The organism is Bacillus sp. GW821-FHT11D08 (genome assembly GCF_058808515.1).
Window position 1 is genome coordinate 468,180 of the sequence record NZ_JBXARS010000003.1, and the last position, 16,054, is coordinate 484,233.

The 16,054-nt window shown below is 48.3% G+C and carries 16 protein-coding genes; 5 read left to right on the plus strand and 11 right to left on the minus strand.

Translation table 11 applies throughout. The features are described from left to right. Positions 1–34: 34 nt before the first annotated feature. Entirely contained in the window at positions 35–880 is an 846-nt protein-coding gene (locus AC1RRX_RS09250; RefSeq protein WP_053103920.1) for a YtnP family quorum-quenching lactonase, read from the minus strand. Between the two features lie 58 nt (positions 881–938). Continuing rightward, the gene (gene trmB / locus AC1RRX_RS09255) at positions 939–1,592 is read right to left on the minus strand and encodes a tRNA (guanosine(46)-N7)-methyltransferase TrmB (RefSeq protein WP_020956224.1); all 654 of its coding nucleotides are present in this window, start codon (positions 1,590–1,592) and stop codon (positions 939–941) included. A gap of 185 nt (positions 1,593–1,777) precedes the next feature. Between trmB and AC1RRX_RS09260 the strand changes: the two genes are divergently transcribed. Next, the gene (locus tag AC1RRX_RS09260; protein WP_003152357.1) at positions 1,778–2,056 is read left to right on the plus strand and encodes a YtzH-like family protein; all 279 of its coding nucleotides are present in this window, start codon (positions 1,778–1,780) and stop codon (positions 2,054–2,056) included. Here the strand turns inward: AC1RRX_RS09260 and AC1RRX_RS09265 are convergent, their stop codons facing one another. The 4 genes from AC1RRX_RS09265 to thpR all read right to left on the minus strand — a co-directional run bounded on the left by AC1RRX_RS09265 (position 2,057) and on the right by thpR (position 5,617). Next, complete coding sequence (locus AC1RRX_RS09265) at positions 2,057–2,854, minus strand: phosphotransferase family protein (RefSeq protein WP_003152355.1); 798 nt, start codon at positions 2,852–2,854, stop codon at positions 2,057–2,059. Between the two features lie 270 nt (positions 2,855–3,124). Next, entirely contained in the window at positions 3,125–4,054 is a 930-nt protein-coding gene (locus AC1RRX_RS09270) for a YegS/Rv2252/BmrU family lipid kinase (protein ID WP_020956225.1), read from the minus strand. A gap of 52 nt (positions 4,055–4,106) precedes the next feature. Further along, positions 4,107–5,039: a hypothetical protein gene (locus tag AC1RRX_RS09275; RefSeq protein WP_144464233.1), complete on the minus strand. Its 933-nt coding sequence runs from the start codon at positions 5,037–5,039 to the stop codon at positions 4,107–4,109. A gap of 26 nt (positions 5,040–5,065) precedes the next feature. After that, entirely contained in the window at positions 5,066–5,617 is a 552-nt protein-coding gene (thpR, locus tag AC1RRX_RS09280) for an RNA 2',3'-cyclic phosphodiesterase (RefSeq protein WP_015418027.1), read from the minus strand. A gap of 89 nt (positions 5,618–5,706) precedes the next feature. Here thpR and cysK point away from each other — a divergent pair, with 89 nt between their 5' ends. Then, positions 5,707–6,678 (plus strand): cysteine synthase A, encoded by a 972-nt coding sequence (gene cysK / locus AC1RRX_RS09285; protein WP_020954278.1) that lies wholly within the window; start codon positions 5,707–5,709, stop codon positions 6,676–6,678. A gap of 37 nt (positions 6,679–6,715) precedes the next feature. Here cysK and pepV read toward each other — a convergent pair whose 3' ends face one another. Continuing rightward, positions 6,716–8,107 (minus strand): dipeptidase PepV, encoded by a 1,392-nt coding sequence (pepV, locus tag AC1RRX_RS09290; RefSeq protein WP_020956228.1) that lies wholly within the window; start codon positions 8,105–8,107, stop codon positions 6,716–6,718. Positions 8,108–8,202: 95 nt separating this feature from the next. Between pepV and AC1RRX_RS09295 the strand changes: the two genes are divergently transcribed. Continuing rightward, positions 8,203–9,507, plus strand: a complete 1,305-nt coding sequence (locus AC1RRX_RS09295; RefSeq protein ID WP_014418668.1) for an NCS2 family permease — start codon at positions 8,203–8,205, stop codon at positions 9,505–9,507. Between the two features lie 33 nt (positions 9,508–9,540). On the opposite strand, the gene AC1RRX_RS09300 is transcribed toward AC1RRX_RS09295, so the two are convergent. Together AC1RRX_RS09300 and AC1RRX_RS09305 are read right to left on the minus strand one after the other, a co-directional pair. Continuing rightward, positions 9,541–10,701, minus strand: coding sequence for an ABC transporter permease (locus tag AC1RRX_RS09300; RefSeq protein WP_020956229.1), 1,161 nt, complete (start codon positions 10,699–10,701; stop codon positions 9,541–9,543). After that, positions 10,698–11,402 carry an ABC transporter ATP-binding protein gene (locus tag AC1RRX_RS09305; protein ID WP_033574228.1) on the minus strand — a complete coding sequence of 235 codons (705 nt, stop codon included), beginning with the start codon at positions 11,400–11,402 and terminating at the stop codon, positions 10,698–10,700. Before AC1RRX_RS09305 ends, AC1RRX_RS09300 begins: the two co-directional genes overlap by 4 nt. A gap of 280 nt (positions 11,403–11,682) precedes the next feature. Here AC1RRX_RS09305 and AC1RRX_RS09310 point away from each other — a divergent pair, with 280 nt between their 5' ends. After that, entirely contained in the window at positions 11,683–11,904 is a 222-nt protein-coding gene (locus AC1RRX_RS09310; protein ID WP_003152337.1) for a DeoR family transcriptional regulator, read from the plus strand. Between the two features lie 127 nt (positions 11,905–12,031). Here AC1RRX_RS09310 and AC1RRX_RS09315 read toward each other — a convergent pair whose 3' ends face one another. Together AC1RRX_RS09315 and AC1RRX_RS09320 are read right to left on the minus strand one after the other, a co-directional pair. Further along, on the minus strand, positions 12,032–12,751 hold the full coding sequence (locus tag AC1RRX_RS09315) for a pseudouridine synthase (RefSeq protein WP_007408795.1): 720 nt from the start codon (positions 12,749–12,751) through the stop codon (positions 12,032–12,034). A gap of 56 nt (positions 12,752–12,807) precedes the next feature. After that, complete coding sequence (locus AC1RRX_RS09320) at positions 12,808–14,445, minus strand: putative polysaccharide biosynthesis protein (protein ID WP_003152313.1); 1,638 nt, start codon at positions 14,443–14,445, stop codon at positions 12,808–12,810. A gap of 207 nt (positions 14,446–14,652) precedes the next feature. On the opposite strand from AC1RRX_RS09320, the gene AC1RRX_RS09325 reads away from it, so the two are divergent. Then, entirely contained in the window at positions 14,653–15,918 is a 1,266-nt protein-coding gene (locus AC1RRX_RS09325; protein WP_007408798.1) for a BaiN/RdsA family NAD(P)/FAD-dependent oxidoreductase, read from the plus strand. Positions 15,919–16,054 lie beyond the last annotated feature (136 nt).

The following is a 16,054-nucleotide window of genomic DNA, read 5'->3' on the forward strand; positions in this document are numbered from 1 at the left end:
TCCCGAAATTCATACAGGTAAATCATCGATCCGCTTATTTTCTCTCCCGTTTGACAGATGCAGCCACTTCGCCGTCTTCTCCCCATTTTACCGCTCTGTAAATCGCGTCGTGATAGAAAATCAGCCAGGCGTCTTTTTCTGCCGCGAACGTCTGCCATTTCTGCTTTTCTGGAATAGAGGTCATCGGATAATCATCATAGGCCAGCACCCATAACGGATTTTTATGCGCATTCGTCGGCATCAGGTCGGCAAAATGCACAGCCGTCTCCCCACCGTCTTCTAAGACGATGACGCTGTGGCCGTCGCTGTGGCCGCCGGTGTGGTGCATCGTAATGCCTTCTGTCAGCTGATACTCGTTCTCAAAGGTTTCAACCTGATCTTGTATCGCCTCCCAATTTTCTCTCCAATATGTATTTTTCGATCTGATATTAGGGTTTCTCATTTCGCGCCACTCTGTTGCAGAAGTGATAATGCGGGCATTCGGGAAAACAGAGACAAGCTCCTCTCCGCTGTACTCCGTCAGGCCGCATGCATGGTCAAAATGAAGATGGGTCATCGCGGCGATATGAATGTCCTCACAGGAAAGCCCGAGGTCACGAAGAGATTGTTTCAGATTGGATTCCTGTGTTACGCCGTAATTCCTTTTTTGTTTATCTGAGAATTTCCCTCGGCCGATACCCGCGTCAACCAATATATTCAGGCCGTTTTTTCTGATCAGAATCGGGTCTGTTCTTAATTCAATCTGGTTTTTGTCATTTACGGGGTATTTTCTCGACCATAAAGGTTTCGGAACAACGCCGAACATCGCTCCGCCGTCCATATGCGTTACACCGCCGTCCAGCCATGTTAATGAAATATTCCCAATATTCAATGTCTCCATCTTGATCCCTCCTGATGTAATGGTAGCAAATGGCGGCATAAAAAAACAGACTCCCGCATCAGAGTCTGCCTTTTGTTCTCCATTCAACTTCGGCCCGATAAATCGGCTGGCCGAGCGCGGAGAATTTTTCTTCGTATTCTGTCATAATATTGCCCTTCGGATCGCTGTTGTGCAGATCAAGGCTGACTTCCGTCAGAAGCAGGCCGTATTCGGAAAAGCTTTTCAGAGAGTATTCGAATAAACCGCGGTTATCGGTTTTAAAATGAATCTCACCTGTTTCGCCCATCACTTCTTCGTATTTTTTCAAGAACGTTTTAAATGTTAAACGGCGCTTTTCGTGACGGTTTTTCGGCCACGGGTCAGAAAAGTTTAGATATACGCGCTTGATTTCTCCCCGTTCAAATACGTCATTCAGTGTTTCCGCGTCTATATTTAACAAACGGACATTGTGAGCCCCGCTGTCCTTAACTTTTTGGACGGCAGTGACGATGACGCTTTTAAACAGCTCAATCCCGATATAGTTGATATCCGGATTCTGCTTGGCCATTCCTGAAATGAACTGCCCTTTTCCCGTACCGACTTCAATGTGGATCGGGTTGTCATTGCCAAAGACCGTGTTCCATCGCCCTTTATACTGGGCCGGATCACTGATGGCGATGTCAGCGTTTTCTGCCAGAAAATCATTCGCCCAAGGTTTATGGCGCATTCTCATATGATTGACACCTCTATCTATAATTTCGAGTAACAACATACCATGAAACATAAAGAGCCGCAAGCGCCTTTTAAAGGCGCCGGCTGCATAAAAAAAGAGGCTCCCCGGTCCGGAACACTCATGTGATGCATAAAACCGCACCGCTTTGCACAATGTATGACACAGAAAGGATGTGTATATGAATCATGGGCTTAACAAGCGAACATCAGGTCCGGTTATTAAAGGACATATTGGCCGACCATCAATTGGATTGTTGCGGCACGGTTGCCGAGTATGAACAGCTGGAGCGCGTCATCAAATCACTGATGGCCAACACCGGGCTTGATTCAAATATAAAAAACGTGCTCGAGGATGTCTACCGCTACAGCCAGTCCGGCATCACGGCCGATTCCATCGACACGCATATTCAGGAGCACCAAAACCATTTGTCCCAATGGGTGGAGCAGATGGATTCGTACTCCTGACTACTTGACAATCCGCTTCATCAGGGCATGAAGCTCTTCCATGGCATCATGATACGCTTTGTCGTTTCCTTTTGATTTGTGCCAGGCGATGAAGGTGATGGTCTCCGATAACATGTACCACGCCATCCTCAGCCGAAGCCCTTCCGTGAGCTTCATGCCGTACATCCCAAGCCAGCTGTCCCACGCTGGCTCTTCGACGTAATGATACAATAAAGGGCCGAGATCCATGGCCGGATCAGCTATCATGGCGCCGTCCCAATCTATTAAATACAGCTGGTTGTCTTCAGACAGAAGCCAGTTATTATGATTCACATCACAATGGCAAACGACTTTTTCACCGAATTGCACCTGATCCACATGAGCTTCCAAATAAGCAAGGCCTTCCTGAATAAGCGGCGAAAATTGCCGCACGGCAAAGACGGCCTGCTTCAGCTGCGACAAAAGGGCGCCCGGATCAAGCGGTTCTTTTCCCAATCTTTTCAGCATGTCGAGCAAAGCTTTTGATGTGTGGATTTTGCGGAGCAGCTCAGCCACCGGGCGTCCGCTCATATCCTTTGCCTTCAGCTCCCTGCCCGCCATCCAATGCTGAGCCGTAATGACGTCTCCGTTTTCCATCCGTTTTGTCCAAACCAGCTTCGGAACAATGCCTTCGGCGGATAACACGGCTAAAAAGGGCGAGCTATTACGTTTTAAAAAAAGCTGTTGGCCGTTATGTTTCGCATAATATGCATCTCCTGTAGCTCCTCCGGCGGGGAAGATCTCCCAATCGCTACCTAGTAATTGTCCCAACCAGTTCATATCAATGTTCAACCCATCATTTCTTAAAATATTTTAGAATAGGCCTCCAGCCTTTCTCTATTGGCGGAGCGGCCTGTCATAAACAATTTCATGAGAATAAAAAAGACAGCTATTGAGAGTCTCATATGCTAATCAATAGCCGTCCTATAAATTTTAGCGCTACAGCACAAACTTCGTCAAGCAAAACTAGCAAGAACACCTGTGAATTCTGAAGATTTATGCCGCGAACCGCTCTTTGCCGTGAAACATTTGACGGGTTTCATTTGTTTATTATGTTTTTATTTTCAACGGCGTACCGCCCGGCATAAGCCGAAACGGCGTCGTTCCGATCAGCTCGCCGTCAGCGTGAAACGGAATTTTCCCATCTGTTTCAAAAACGAATTCCTTCCCCTTTATCATCGTCACTCCGTCCATTTTGATATGCCGGCCGAAGCTCATCGCCCATAAAAAACGATACAGCGAGAAAAAGGACAGGTTTTCTGCAATGACAATATCAAAATGGTTTTGACGGGGATTTGCTGAAGGCGCCGCTTTCATGCCGCCTCCGTAATAAGGGTGATTAGCCGCAATGACAAACCAGACATTGCGGAATTCACGCTTCTGGCCGTCTGCCGTGCAAACAAATCTGAACGGCTGAAACCCCGAGGCCGTATGTAAATGCGCGAGCGGGTAAATCACAAAGCCGAGACGCAAAAACCGAAGAACGCGCGATAACGGAAAATTCGCGGCTGCCTTCAAAACTGAGGCATCGAAGCCGACAGACAGGTGGTTAATAAAATAAAGTGATTGCGCTTTGTCATGAAAAAAGTTGATGTTTCCCGCAAAAAATTTCCGTGTGAGCGGGCGGTGCAGACTTTTGATTTCTTGGAGGAGCGCCGACTTCTTAATACCGAGCCCTTTGGAAAAGTCATTGTACGAACCGGCGGGCACAAAGGTCAGCTCAATCTGATCCGTTCCTTTCAGTCCGTTAATGACTTCATGCATCGTCCCGTCACCGCCGATCACGAACAGCCGCTTAAGCTTATGATCCTGCATCATTGAAATCTGTCTCGCCAGCACCTCCGCATGTCCGGGATGCCCGGTCAAAAAAGAGCGGTGGCTGACCCCGCGCCTGGTCAGCTCTTTTTGAACTGATTTCCAGACACGCCGGCCCCGCCCGCCTCCTGAGACCGGATTAATAATAAAAAACCATTGACTCATCGTTTGTTTTCACCTGCTTCATAGATGAAGAGACAGCCGGCAAACGTCCGCTTTAATCAAGCCATTCCTGTCTCCGGCTTGAATCGCTCAAGCCGTAAGACAAAAGAGCCTTCGCCGCCTTCAGCTGGTGGTGCTTGATCGGCGCCGTATTTTTCTGCTGCTTTTCCAGCCACCCTGCGGCAGTCCGTTTATCAGCTATTTCCAGCCCGTACGGCGGCTCCGGGTAATCAATATAAGACGTTCTGCTGAGTAAAAGCTTCCGCACGGGAATGTCGGCCTGCTTTTCTTTTACGATTTGCGAAACGACCGAGCCCGTCCGCTGCAGGCTGAGAGCCGGATTCAATACTTGGCGTGTGCTGCCGGAGCCTCTTTCTTCCCAAAAACGGTGTTTTGATCCGATATATACGCTGTCCTCTTCCGCTTCCATAAAAGCAGCGCAGAAAATCTCCAGCGGCGAGATGATGATAATGCTCAGTTCGACGGACGCCTGCTGAATTTGCAGAACCGGATGATACATCACAAAATAGGAATCGGGCAGCTTTTGAGCCAGCATTTTTAACATCCTGTCCCCTTTGACCGCCTGCGAAAGCTCAGACTTTTGAGAAAGCGTGGAGCTCGCCCATTTTAATTGAAAGTCATACAGCTGATCTTTGAAAAAAGGCGCGAGCTCAGACTTTTGAGACGGAAGATTCCCGAACAGCGCCTCTTCTCCCTCCGGCTCATCAAACCATTGGTGCCTCTTTTCATTTATATCGGCCGTATTTTCTTCTTTTCTCTTTTTTAAGGAAAATTTTTTCCTGCCCGGCGCTTGATCGGTTTCCCCGCCTGCAGCCGTTTCCGTTTCTTTTTCTTCCGTCATCCGGTCAAACGCTTCAAGAAGCGCCTCAAAGCGTTCTTTCTTCAGCCGGATAAACTGGTTCATATAATGATATGGATCAAGTTCATATCTGGATATGCAGTCGTGAATTTTGATGATCTGTGCCATGTGATTTCTCCACTCCGAATATTTGTTTATGTCAATTGAAACTGTGCGATTTCTTCGTATTTAGGCGACCGGTCAAGATGGGTCTGAAACAGGGAAAACCGGCTGACGGCACTTTGCACCCTGCCGCTTTCAAACGGCACATCGTCAGGAAACGGCCGGTCTCCCGCCCACTTCCGCGCCATCGTCATATGAGGGTGATAAGGCCGTTTTTCCACTTGAAAACCGGCTTTCAAAACAGCCTGTTTTGTTTTTTCCCGCAAATCAAAGAGCAGTTCATTCCGTTCGGGCTCAAGGTGAAGCACTCTCGGCTGTCTGCGGTCGCCGAAAATATCCAGATGCTGAAACTGTACGGTAAACGGCTGCGCTGCCGACGCAGCATCTGCGAGCAGAGACGATAATTTCGCAAGCCGTTCTTCATCCGCGGCTCCGAGAAAAATGAGTGTAATATGATAGTCATGCGGGTGCACCCATTTTTTGAATGTTAACGCCGGCTCCTTTTTGGCTGCTTCCCAAATCGGTTCAGCAATGTCAGCCGGAATCGGAATGCCGATAAAATAATGCGGCAATGAAGCTTTCATACGAGGATCTCCCCCTCTTTGGTTATGGTGTTATTATAAAACGGATAAGCGGAGAGGAGAACCCTGTCCGCTCATTATGATAGGATATTATGTACCGAACGTTTTATACAGAAAGGAATGAGCCGGCCTTGAAAATCGTAAACAGCACGGCGGAGCTGATCGGCGGCACACCGATCGTAAAGCTCAACCGCCTTCAGCCAGAACATGCAGCACAGGTCTATTTAAAATTAGAATCGTTTAACCCTAGCGGCAGTGTCAAAGACAGAGCGGCTTACAATATGATCATTGAGGCGGAAAACAGCGGGCATTTAAAACCCGGCTCTGTCATCATCGAACCGACAAGCGGCAACACAGGCATCGGCCTGGCGATGAACGCGGCGGCGCGCGGCTACAAGGCAATCCTCGTCATGCCTGACACGATGACGAAAGAACGCATCAACCTCCTGAAAGCGTACGGAGCGGAGGTTGTGTTAACACCGGGGGCGGAAAGAATGCCCGGAAGCATCAAAAAAGCGAAAGAACTCGCCGAACAGATTCCGGGAAGTTTTATCCCGATGCAATTCGATAACGGCGCAAATCCAGATGCCCACCGAAAAACGACCGCCATTGAAATCTATCAGGCCGTTCAGCAGCTCAACAGACCGCTCGGTGCTTTTGTGGCAACGGCGGGAACGGGCGGAACCATTACCGGAACCGGAGAAACGCTGAAGGAGCTTTTCCCGGATATGATTGTTCATGTCGCCGAGCCCGCGGGATCTCCCGTCCTGTCTGGCGGAAAACCCGGAGCCCATAAGCTTGTCGGGACAAGCCCCGGATTTATTCCCGGCATACTGAATCAGGACGTTTACGATGAAATCATGAAAATATCTGATGAAGATGCGTATACGACAACACGCCGTCTGGCCCGGGAAGAAGGTATACTCGTCGGCCCGTCTTCAGGCGCCGCCTGCTTCGCCGCCATTGAAACCGCAAAACGCCTCCCTTCCGAACAGATCGTCATCTGTATGACGGCCGATACGGGAGAACGTTATTTATCAACGGATTTATGGTCATTTGAATGATAAAAAGGGATGCCGCTTTCGGCGTCCCTTTTTATTATCACTTGGCAAGCTCATAAATGGCTTCGGCGTATAAAGCGGTTGACCGGAGAAGGTCATCGATTTCAATGTACTCATCCTTTTGATGCGCGCTGTCAGGCCGGCCGGGGAACAGCGGCCCGAACGCGACGCCCGCCGAAAGGGATCTCGCATACGTTCCTCCGCCGATTGAAATCAGATCCGCTTTCTTTCCCGTCTGTCCTTCGTAAACCTTTTGAAGCGTCTTTACGAGCGGATGATCGGCAGAAACGTGGTGCGGTTTGCTGTCTTTAAATTCTTCAAGCCGGAATTCTTCAGCAGACGTAAAAGCATCACGGATGACTTTGCTGTCTGAAGTGACGGGATAACGGATGTTGATGCCGAGTTCTCCTTCCTCACCCTTTCTGTATGTAAAGGTGCCGACATTCAATGTAAGCTCTCCGCTGATGTCATCCCTGCAATCAATTTTCAGTTTTTTGCCTCGTGTATCATTTAAAAAATAGTCACTGACGGTTTTGACAAAGTGCTTTCCGGCTTCATCCAGCTCTGTTCCGTTAAGGCATTCAGCAAGCTTTAAGCCGGCATTGACACCATTATCCGGTTCCATCGCGTGGCATGATTTTCCGTATACCCGAAGCGTCAGTTTTCCATTTTCCGAAATTGCTTCACCTTGTGTTTTTGACTGCTCAAGCCATTTGCTGAAATATGCGTGCACGGCATCAAGACCGTCCCCTTCAATAACCGCTTCAGCCGCATCCGGCACCATGTTCAAGCGCAGTCCTGAACGGAATGACAGAAGCCCGTTTTTTGCGTCTTTGTCAGAAGCGCTTTTTACAATGCGCAGTGATGCATCTATAATTCCTTTTTCCGCGTTAATGATCGGAAAATCCGCGTCAGGAGCAAAGCCGATGTCAGGCATTTTTTCGTGTTTGAAGTAGTGATCCACGCATCTCCAATCACTTTCTTCATCCGTTCCGATGATGATTCTCACGCGTTTGGATAAAGGGAGCTGCATGTCTTTGACGATTTTCAGCGCATAAAACGCCGCCATTGTCGGCCCTTTATCATCTATGGCGCCTCTGGCATATATCCGGCCGTCCCTGATATCGGCTGAAAACGGATCGCTCGTCCAGCCGTCTCCGGGCGGAACGACATCGACGTGGCACAAAACGCCGACGATTTCGTCACCCGTTCCCCATTCAATATGGCCCGCATAGCCATCAAGATTCTTTACGGTGAAGCCTTCTTTTTCACCGAATTCCAGCAGTGACGTCAGGCTGGCATTGACGCCTTCTCCAAACGGCCGGCCGGGACCGGCTGTTGATTCGTCCATTACGCTGTTGATCTGCAAAAACTTCTGCGTGTCACGGATCAGATCTTCTTTGTTTCTGATGACTTCAACTTCCCAGTTCATCACAAATCCCCTTTCTTGATAAAGACTTGCAAAATGTCGTTAAAACGAATAATATAGATGATGTTTTGAAAAAATGTTCGTCATTGGAGGTACTTATGTTTCATCTCGACAAGCATCAAACGACAATAAAAAGAGAAATTACCGCGGGATTGACCACCTTTTTCACAATGGTGTATATCATTGTCGTCAATCCGGTGATCCTTTCCAATGCGGGAATTCCGTTTGACCAGGTGTTCACCGCGACGATTATCGCTTCCATTGTCGGAACTTTATGGATGGCTCTCGCTGCGAATTTTCCGATCGCCATTGCCCCCGGCATGGGCTTAAACGCGTATCTCGCCTTTCACGTTGTCGGCACAGGCAGCGGCATTACGTATCAGACGGCTTTCAGCGCCGTTTTTATCGCGGGAGTCATCTTTATTATTTTATCGTTAACGCCTTTAAGAAAACAACTTATAGAAGCGATTCCGGACAATTTAAAATACGGAATTACGACCGGCATCGGCTTATTTATCGCTTTTATCGGCTTACGCCAATCCGGAATCATCACGGCTGATAAATCTAATCTGGTCGCACTCGGCGATCTTCATTCGCCCGCCGTCATTTTAACGCTTATCGGGCTTATCATCAGTATTGTACTGATGGTGCTGAATGTTAACGGGGCTCTGTTCATCGGCATGGCGCTGACCGCTATCATTGCCTTTTTGACCGGACAGATCCATTTCGCGAAAGGATTCATGTCCTTCCCGCACCTGCCGGAGGGGCTTTTGATCACAAATCCGTTCGGAGCCCTCGGGGATGTCGTGCATCACGGTCTGTACGCTGTTGTGTTTTCTTTTCTTCTCGTTACGATTTTTGACACGACCGGCACCATGATCGGTGTCGCCGAACAAGCGGGACTGATCAAAAACAATCAGCTGCCGAATGCCAGAAGAGCGCTTTTGGCTGATTCGACCGCTACGACGGTGGGAAGCATCTTCGGCACCAGCCCGACGACCGCGTTCGTTGAATCTTCAGCAGGTGTGGCGGCCGGCGGAAGAACGGGTCTGACGGCGCTGACGATTGCCGTTATGTTTGCCGTTTCCATGTTTTTCAGCCCGCTTGTCAGCGTCTTATCGGAAGTGTCCGCGATTACGTCACCGGCTCTGATTATTGTCGGCAGCCTGATGATGGGTGCTGTGTCGAATATCCGCTGGAATGAGCTTGATGAAGCGTTCCCGGCCTTTCTCGTCATTTTGGCGATGCCTTTAACGTCCAGTATTTCAACCGGAATCGCACTCGGCTTCATTTCATATCCGCTTGTTAAAGCAGCTAAGAAAAAATGGCGCGAAATCCATCCTTTAGTCATCATCTTCGCCGTGCTGTTTTTTATTCAGCTTTTTATTTTGAACGGACATTAAGAAAAATCCCTTTCCTTTTTCGGAAAGGGATTTTCACATATAAAGAACGGAAAGAATCGCGGCAATGAGACACCAGGCGGAACAGATGACTTGGATGACGGTTAATGCGCTGTTTCGCGCCCTGAAATAGTCATCACTGTCTCTCTTGATACCGCTTAAAACCGGTTTATCCGTGATCCGGTCAAATAAAAGTGACGCGGCATAGCGGCTGACGATTGCAAACAAAATGAGGACTGCCGGCTTCACTAAGAGCGGAAGAACGAGAATAAGAGCCGTAAAAGCCGCGGTTAAAAGGTAAAGCTGCCGGAGATACCCGCCGTTTCGGATCAGCACTTTAAAGAACAATTCTTTCCACGCCGTATACGCCGACCGTTTTGTAAAGATGTGCTTTGAGCCGGGATATAAAAACGGCTTGCTCCGCCCTTTATGTTTACCATTCGGGAGCTGCACATCATGGCTGAGCATCAAAACAGAGGCCGCGAATGAAAGCTTGCGCCTGTTCTCCTCAAGCACTTCTTCCTCAAAGGCCGATAATGTCTCCGTCCCTTTCCAAGTCAAAAGAGCGGAACAGATGAACAATATACATCCCGCCGGCCAAAGCCAATACCATTCGGCGGCAAAGACGATCATAAAAAACGCACCCGCCATCAGAACCATCACTTTCAGCCAGCCTGCCGCCTGATTCCCGAATGTCCGCCTGCTGTTTTTTCTGTGTCGGTGCACCGCTAATATTGCAGTATGGAAGCCGAACAGACAGCAAAACATACCCGAATATGCCGGTAAGGGACAGTCACCGTACTGGCGCCATAAGGGAAATAACAATATGGCAAGCGCACCCCATTTGATAAGGGAAAGGAACATCGAATACAAAAGCGCGTACCGTTTCAGCTTTTGCATCAGATGTTTTGCATGCACCAAAAATACGTGATCCGCTTCCAGCAAAAAGGTATGAATAAAACCCGTGCACAATAGCAGGGCACTGAATACATACAGCCAGCCCCATCCTAATACTCCTGCCGCTCCATTAAGAAGCCCCCTGCCGTTCAGCCATTCAGCATATTGATAAACGGCAAATGCGGCAGCGGGAAGAACGATATACAGCGCGACCGTCCAATCAATGACCGTCTGAAACACCTTCCATTGATACCGCCAATAATGAAACAGCCTTTGAAAAAACAAAGCCCGCCCGGTCATCGCTGACTGCTCCGAACCGCTGAATAAAAGCAATCCAGCAGTGAACGGCTCCCCGTTTTTTCCTGAAGCTCCTCTAACGTGCCTTGAAGAAGCAGAGCTCCCTGATCCAGCAAATAAAACCGGTCGCAGATTTTTTCCGCCGTATCCAGAACATGAGTGCACATCAAAATTCCCGCGCCCCTTTCTTTCTCAGCAATCAGCATGTCGGTAAACAGCTTCGTTGAGATCGGATCAAGTCCGATAAAAGGCTCATCAATGATGTAAATATCCGGCTTCGCCAAAAATGCCTGTATGAGCATCAATTTTTGCTGCATCCCTTTTGAAAAACCGGAAGGCAAATCATGTGTTACAGACGTCAGCGAAAACTCTTCAAGCAGCCGCCCTGCCCGCTCACGGCACTCTTCCCCTTTCATGCCCCGCAATGACCCGGTCAGCTCGAGATGCTCCCAAAGCGTCAGTTCATCATAAAAACTCGGACGCTCCGGTATGTAAGCATAAGATGAATCATTCCACTCAATACCGCCTTCTATATCCCGGGACAGCCCGAGAACCGCCTTTATCACTGTGCTTTTCCCCGCGCCGTTCGCTCCGATTAAACCGGCAATTTCACCAGCGTTGACTGACAGAGATACATCAGAAATCACCTTCGGCCTGTCAGCATAACCGGCGCAGACAATGTTTGCATTCAATAATTCTCCCAAACTTCTCACTCCCCCGTTTTCATACGGACATGTATAAAAAAAGTTTCAGTTTCCATAATATTAAAAGCGGACCGGGCATAGTAATGCACCAAGGCGGCACCCATTTGGAAAAAATTATCTGCGCTTATTCCTAGATTCATGTTGTCCATATCGTGTATAATGGAGGCAGTTAAAAGAGAAAAAACAGAATGTCATCCTTTGTTGCTTATTCGTACGAAGTTTTAGAGTCGAAAGTTGTGGTATATCAAGTCCATCCGATCTTATGATAGGGAGTGGTTTTTTGAAACCTTCAACAAATCGTATGCTGACTCGGATTAAATCAGTTTACATGTTCATCCAGGAAAAAGGCCTTGTGACAACACAGGAACTGGTTGATGAATTCGGCATTACACCTAGAACCATTCAGCGAGACTTAAATGTGTTAGCATACAATGATCTTGTTCATAGTCCTAGCCGAGGCAAGTGGGAGACAACACGAAAAAAAGTGAAAATTACATCTTAAGCGAACAATTACATAAGGCCCTTTTCGGCCTGACATGCTGCAAGGCAAAGCAGCGTCTTTGCCTTGTTTTTTGTTCCTCTATATAAAAAGCCCAAAACAAATCTGTTTTGGGCTTTTCTGATATCGATTACACTTCAGCGCCTCTCAGCGTTTCGAGCTCCTCTTCAGTCAGCTCGCGGAATTCTCCCGGTTTAAGATCCGGGTCAAGAGAAACAGCCCCCATCGAAAGCCGCTTCAAATAAGCCACTTCATTTCCGACAGCCTTTGCCATCAGCTTCACCTGATGATATTTGCCTTCTGTAATGGTCAAGTGAATCACCGTTTCATCCGGGCTTTCTGTAATGATTTCAACGGCTGCCGGCTTCGTCTTATAGCCTCCTTCAATGACGACGCCTCTTTCCAGATGAACGATGTCTTCCGGTGACAGAGGCGAGGTTAACCGGACCTCATATGTTTTGGGCACATGCTTTTTCGGAGAAAGCAGGCGATGAGCGAGCTGCCCGTCATTGGTCAGAAGCAAAAAGCCTTCCGTATCCTTATCAAGACGTCCCGCCGGAAACGGTTCAAATCGCTGTTCTTCAGGCGTCAGCAGATCAACCACCGTTTGCTGGCGGCTGTCTTCGGTAGCGGACAGCACTCCTTGCGGCTTATTCATCATGACATAAATAAATTCACGATAGTCTGCCGGCTCTCCGTATACCGTGATGTCCTGTTTTTCCGGATCGACATGGGTTTTCACATCTTTCGCCGGCTCTCCGTCAATCATGACAGCCCCAGCCTTGACGATTTTTTTCACATCTTTTCTTGAGCCGAATCCGCTGTTGGCAAGCAGCTTATCAAGTCTCATCCTGATCCTCTCCTTTAAAAAGAAAAGCCCGCGATAAGCGGACTATTCATTATTTCTCAATGGGCGGAATGCCTGCCTCTCCTCAAAACGCGGGGCAGACGGTTTCCAAACATTTTCTGTAAAAATCCGATTCGGTACGCGGCAAACATGTACACCGCACCGCCGACAGCGGCGCAGACAAAGACGACAATCGCCGCATGCACCTGGCCGCTTTGGTATGTTACAAAGAAGCTGAGCAGCCATTGAGTCAGCTTGACCGCGACTCCCATCACGACGGACAGGACCGCGATTAAAATGACCCGTTTTATAAGTACCGTATACGAATAGCCCGCATGGCGCTTAATCATAATAAAACCGTACAGAAGAGAAGCGATATAACCGAGCGCCGTTGCCAAGATGGCCCCGTCTCCCTGAAACAGCTTGATCAGCGGCACGTTCAGCACCACTTTTATAATAACGCCGATGAAAAGACTCACGACAGCAAATTTCTGCTTATTAATCCCTTGCAGGATCGCGGCGTTTACGGTAAACAGAGAAAACAGTATCGCGACAGGCGCGTACCAGAACAATATATCCTGTCCGATATCCGGGCGAAGACTTTCAGAGCCGTAGAAAAACGTATAGGCCGGACCCGATAACACGGACATCCCGACAACGGCGGGAATAACCAAAAACAGAATGATTTGCATCGTCTGGTTAATCTGCTGGTTCAAAAGCTTATAATTCCTGCTCGTAAACGATTCAGTAATCGTCGGAATCAGCGTCAGACCGAAAGCGGTCGCCAGAGAAACCGGGATCATCACAAGCTTCGGCACATAAAGGGTGACAATCGCAAGCATGTCCTGGCTGATATCCTTATGGCCCGCCGCAATCATCGCTTTATTAAACGTATTCGTATCGATATACGAATACAAAGGAATCGCCAGTCCGACAAATACGTAAGGAGCGGCATAACTGAAAAGCTCAATGAACATTTTTTTATAACTTAAGTTCGCAGACGGGACGAGATTCGGCTTCATCGCCAGAAGATCGCCCTTCCGCTTATTCCAGTAAATATAAAGGACGACAAGCCCTCCGAATGATCCGATCAGCGCCGCGAAAGTCGCGTATCCGACTGCGATGACAAGGCCGCCGTTGATCACTCTTAAAATCAAATACGTTGCGCCCAATAAAAAGATGATCCGGGCAAGCTGCTCCACAACCTGTGAAACGGCTGTCGGCCCCATCATCTGATGACCTTGGAAAAAACCGCGCACAAGACTCATAATCGGCACGACCAAAAGTGCCAGACTGACCATCCGGATGACATAAACGACGTGGTCAATCGTAAGTCCGTTGTTACTCGTGCCGCCGAGAGATGTTTCCGCAAAAAACGGCGCCGAAATATAAAGAATTGAAAAAGCGATCATCCCGGTTACGAGCATAACCGACATTCCCGCTCTCAGCATCCGCCTGCTTGTCTCATAGTCTCCCTTGGAATTATATTTCGAGACAAATTTTGAAACCGCGGCGGGAAATCCCATCGTGGCAATGTTTAAAAACAGTGTATATTGATTATATCCGTATTGAAACAAAGCTCCGCCCGTCGCTCCGACCATCGCTCCGAACGGGATCAGATAAATCATCCCTAAAATCCGCGATATATAGGTGCCGAGCGTCAGCACGAACGTGCCCCTTAACAATTTGCTTGACATGTTTCCTCATCACCATTTTCTACGAAGATTCAACTTTTCTATTTTAACACAACTGGGCAATTAGACGGTAATAATTACAGCGGGAAACTTTTTGGGAAAACTCTTTAAAAAACAAAATACGTTTAAGGATTCCCTTTCTTTCGCTATAATAGCAGAAAGCGGACATTTCCGCCTATTATACGTGAAAAAGAAAGTTGTTGATGAAAGATGAAACATTATGACGTGATTGTGATCGGCGGCGGCCCGTCCGGTTTAATGGCTGCGATTGCGGCAGGCGAAGAAGGGGCGGACGTATTATTAATCGATAAAGGAAACAAGCTGGGACGGAAGCTGGCGATTTCCGGCGGCGGGCGCTGCAACGTGACCAACCGCCTCCCCGTTGAAGAAATCATCAAACACATCCCCGGCAACGGCCGCTTTTTATACAGCGCGTTTTCCGAATTTAATAATGAAGATATCATCGCCTTTTTTGAAAAACTCGGCATTCAGCTGAAAGAAGAAGACCACGGGCGCATGTTCCCGGTGACGGACAAAGCGCAAAGCGTTGTCGATGCGCTTTTAAACCGATTAAAACAACTGAATGTCACCATCCGCACAAATGAAAAAATCAAAGAAGTGCGGTACGAGAACGGCAGGACAGCAGGCATTACGACAAACAATGACGAACACATTAACGCAGACGCCGTTATTATCGCGGTCGGCGGAAAATCAGTCCCGCATACCGGCAGCACCGGAGACGGCTATGCATGGGCGGAAGCGGCCGGTCATACCGTGACCGAACTCTTTCCGACGGAAGTGCCGGTTACGTCGTCAGAACCGTTTATTAAACAAAAAACACTTCAGGGGCTGTCTCTTAGAAACGCGGCCGTCAGCGTCCTGAATAAAAAAGGCAAACCAATCGTCACACACGTGATGGACATGCTGTTCACCCATTTCGGCTTGTCAGGCCCCGCCATTCTCCGCTGCAGCCAGTTTGTCGTCAAAGAACTGAAAAAGCAGCCAGAGGTCAAACTCCGCATCGATCTGTTTCCCGGCATCAACGAGGAAGAGTTATTTCAAAAGATGCACAAGGAACTGAAAGACGCACCGAAAAAAGCGCTCAAAAATGCGCTGAAGCCGTGGATGCAGGAACGGTACCTGCTTTTTCTTCTGGAACGGAACGGTCTTGATCCGCAGACAAGCTTTACGGAACTGCCGAAGGATCAATTCAGGGCTTTTGTCAAAGACTGCAAACAATTTACGGTTGCCGCTGACGGAACGCTTTCTTTGGACAAAGCGTTTGTCACAGGCGGAGGTGTTTCCGTAAAAGAGATTGAGCCGAAACAAATGGCGTCAAAAAAAATGGAAGGCTTATATTTTTGCGGAGAAATACTCGACATTCACGGCTATACCGGGGGCTACAATATCACTTCAGCCTTTGTCACAGGGCGTCTCGCCGGTTTGAATGCAGGACGTTTCTCACGCTCGCTCTAAATGGTTTAAAGCGCATTTACCTGAGCGTCCCCATTGATAATTGACCAAAAACATGATAGAGTTTTCTGCGTTTTGTTTCACCTGATTGAGGGAATAGGAAGAAAGGATTGATCTGCAATCGTACGACCATACTAAA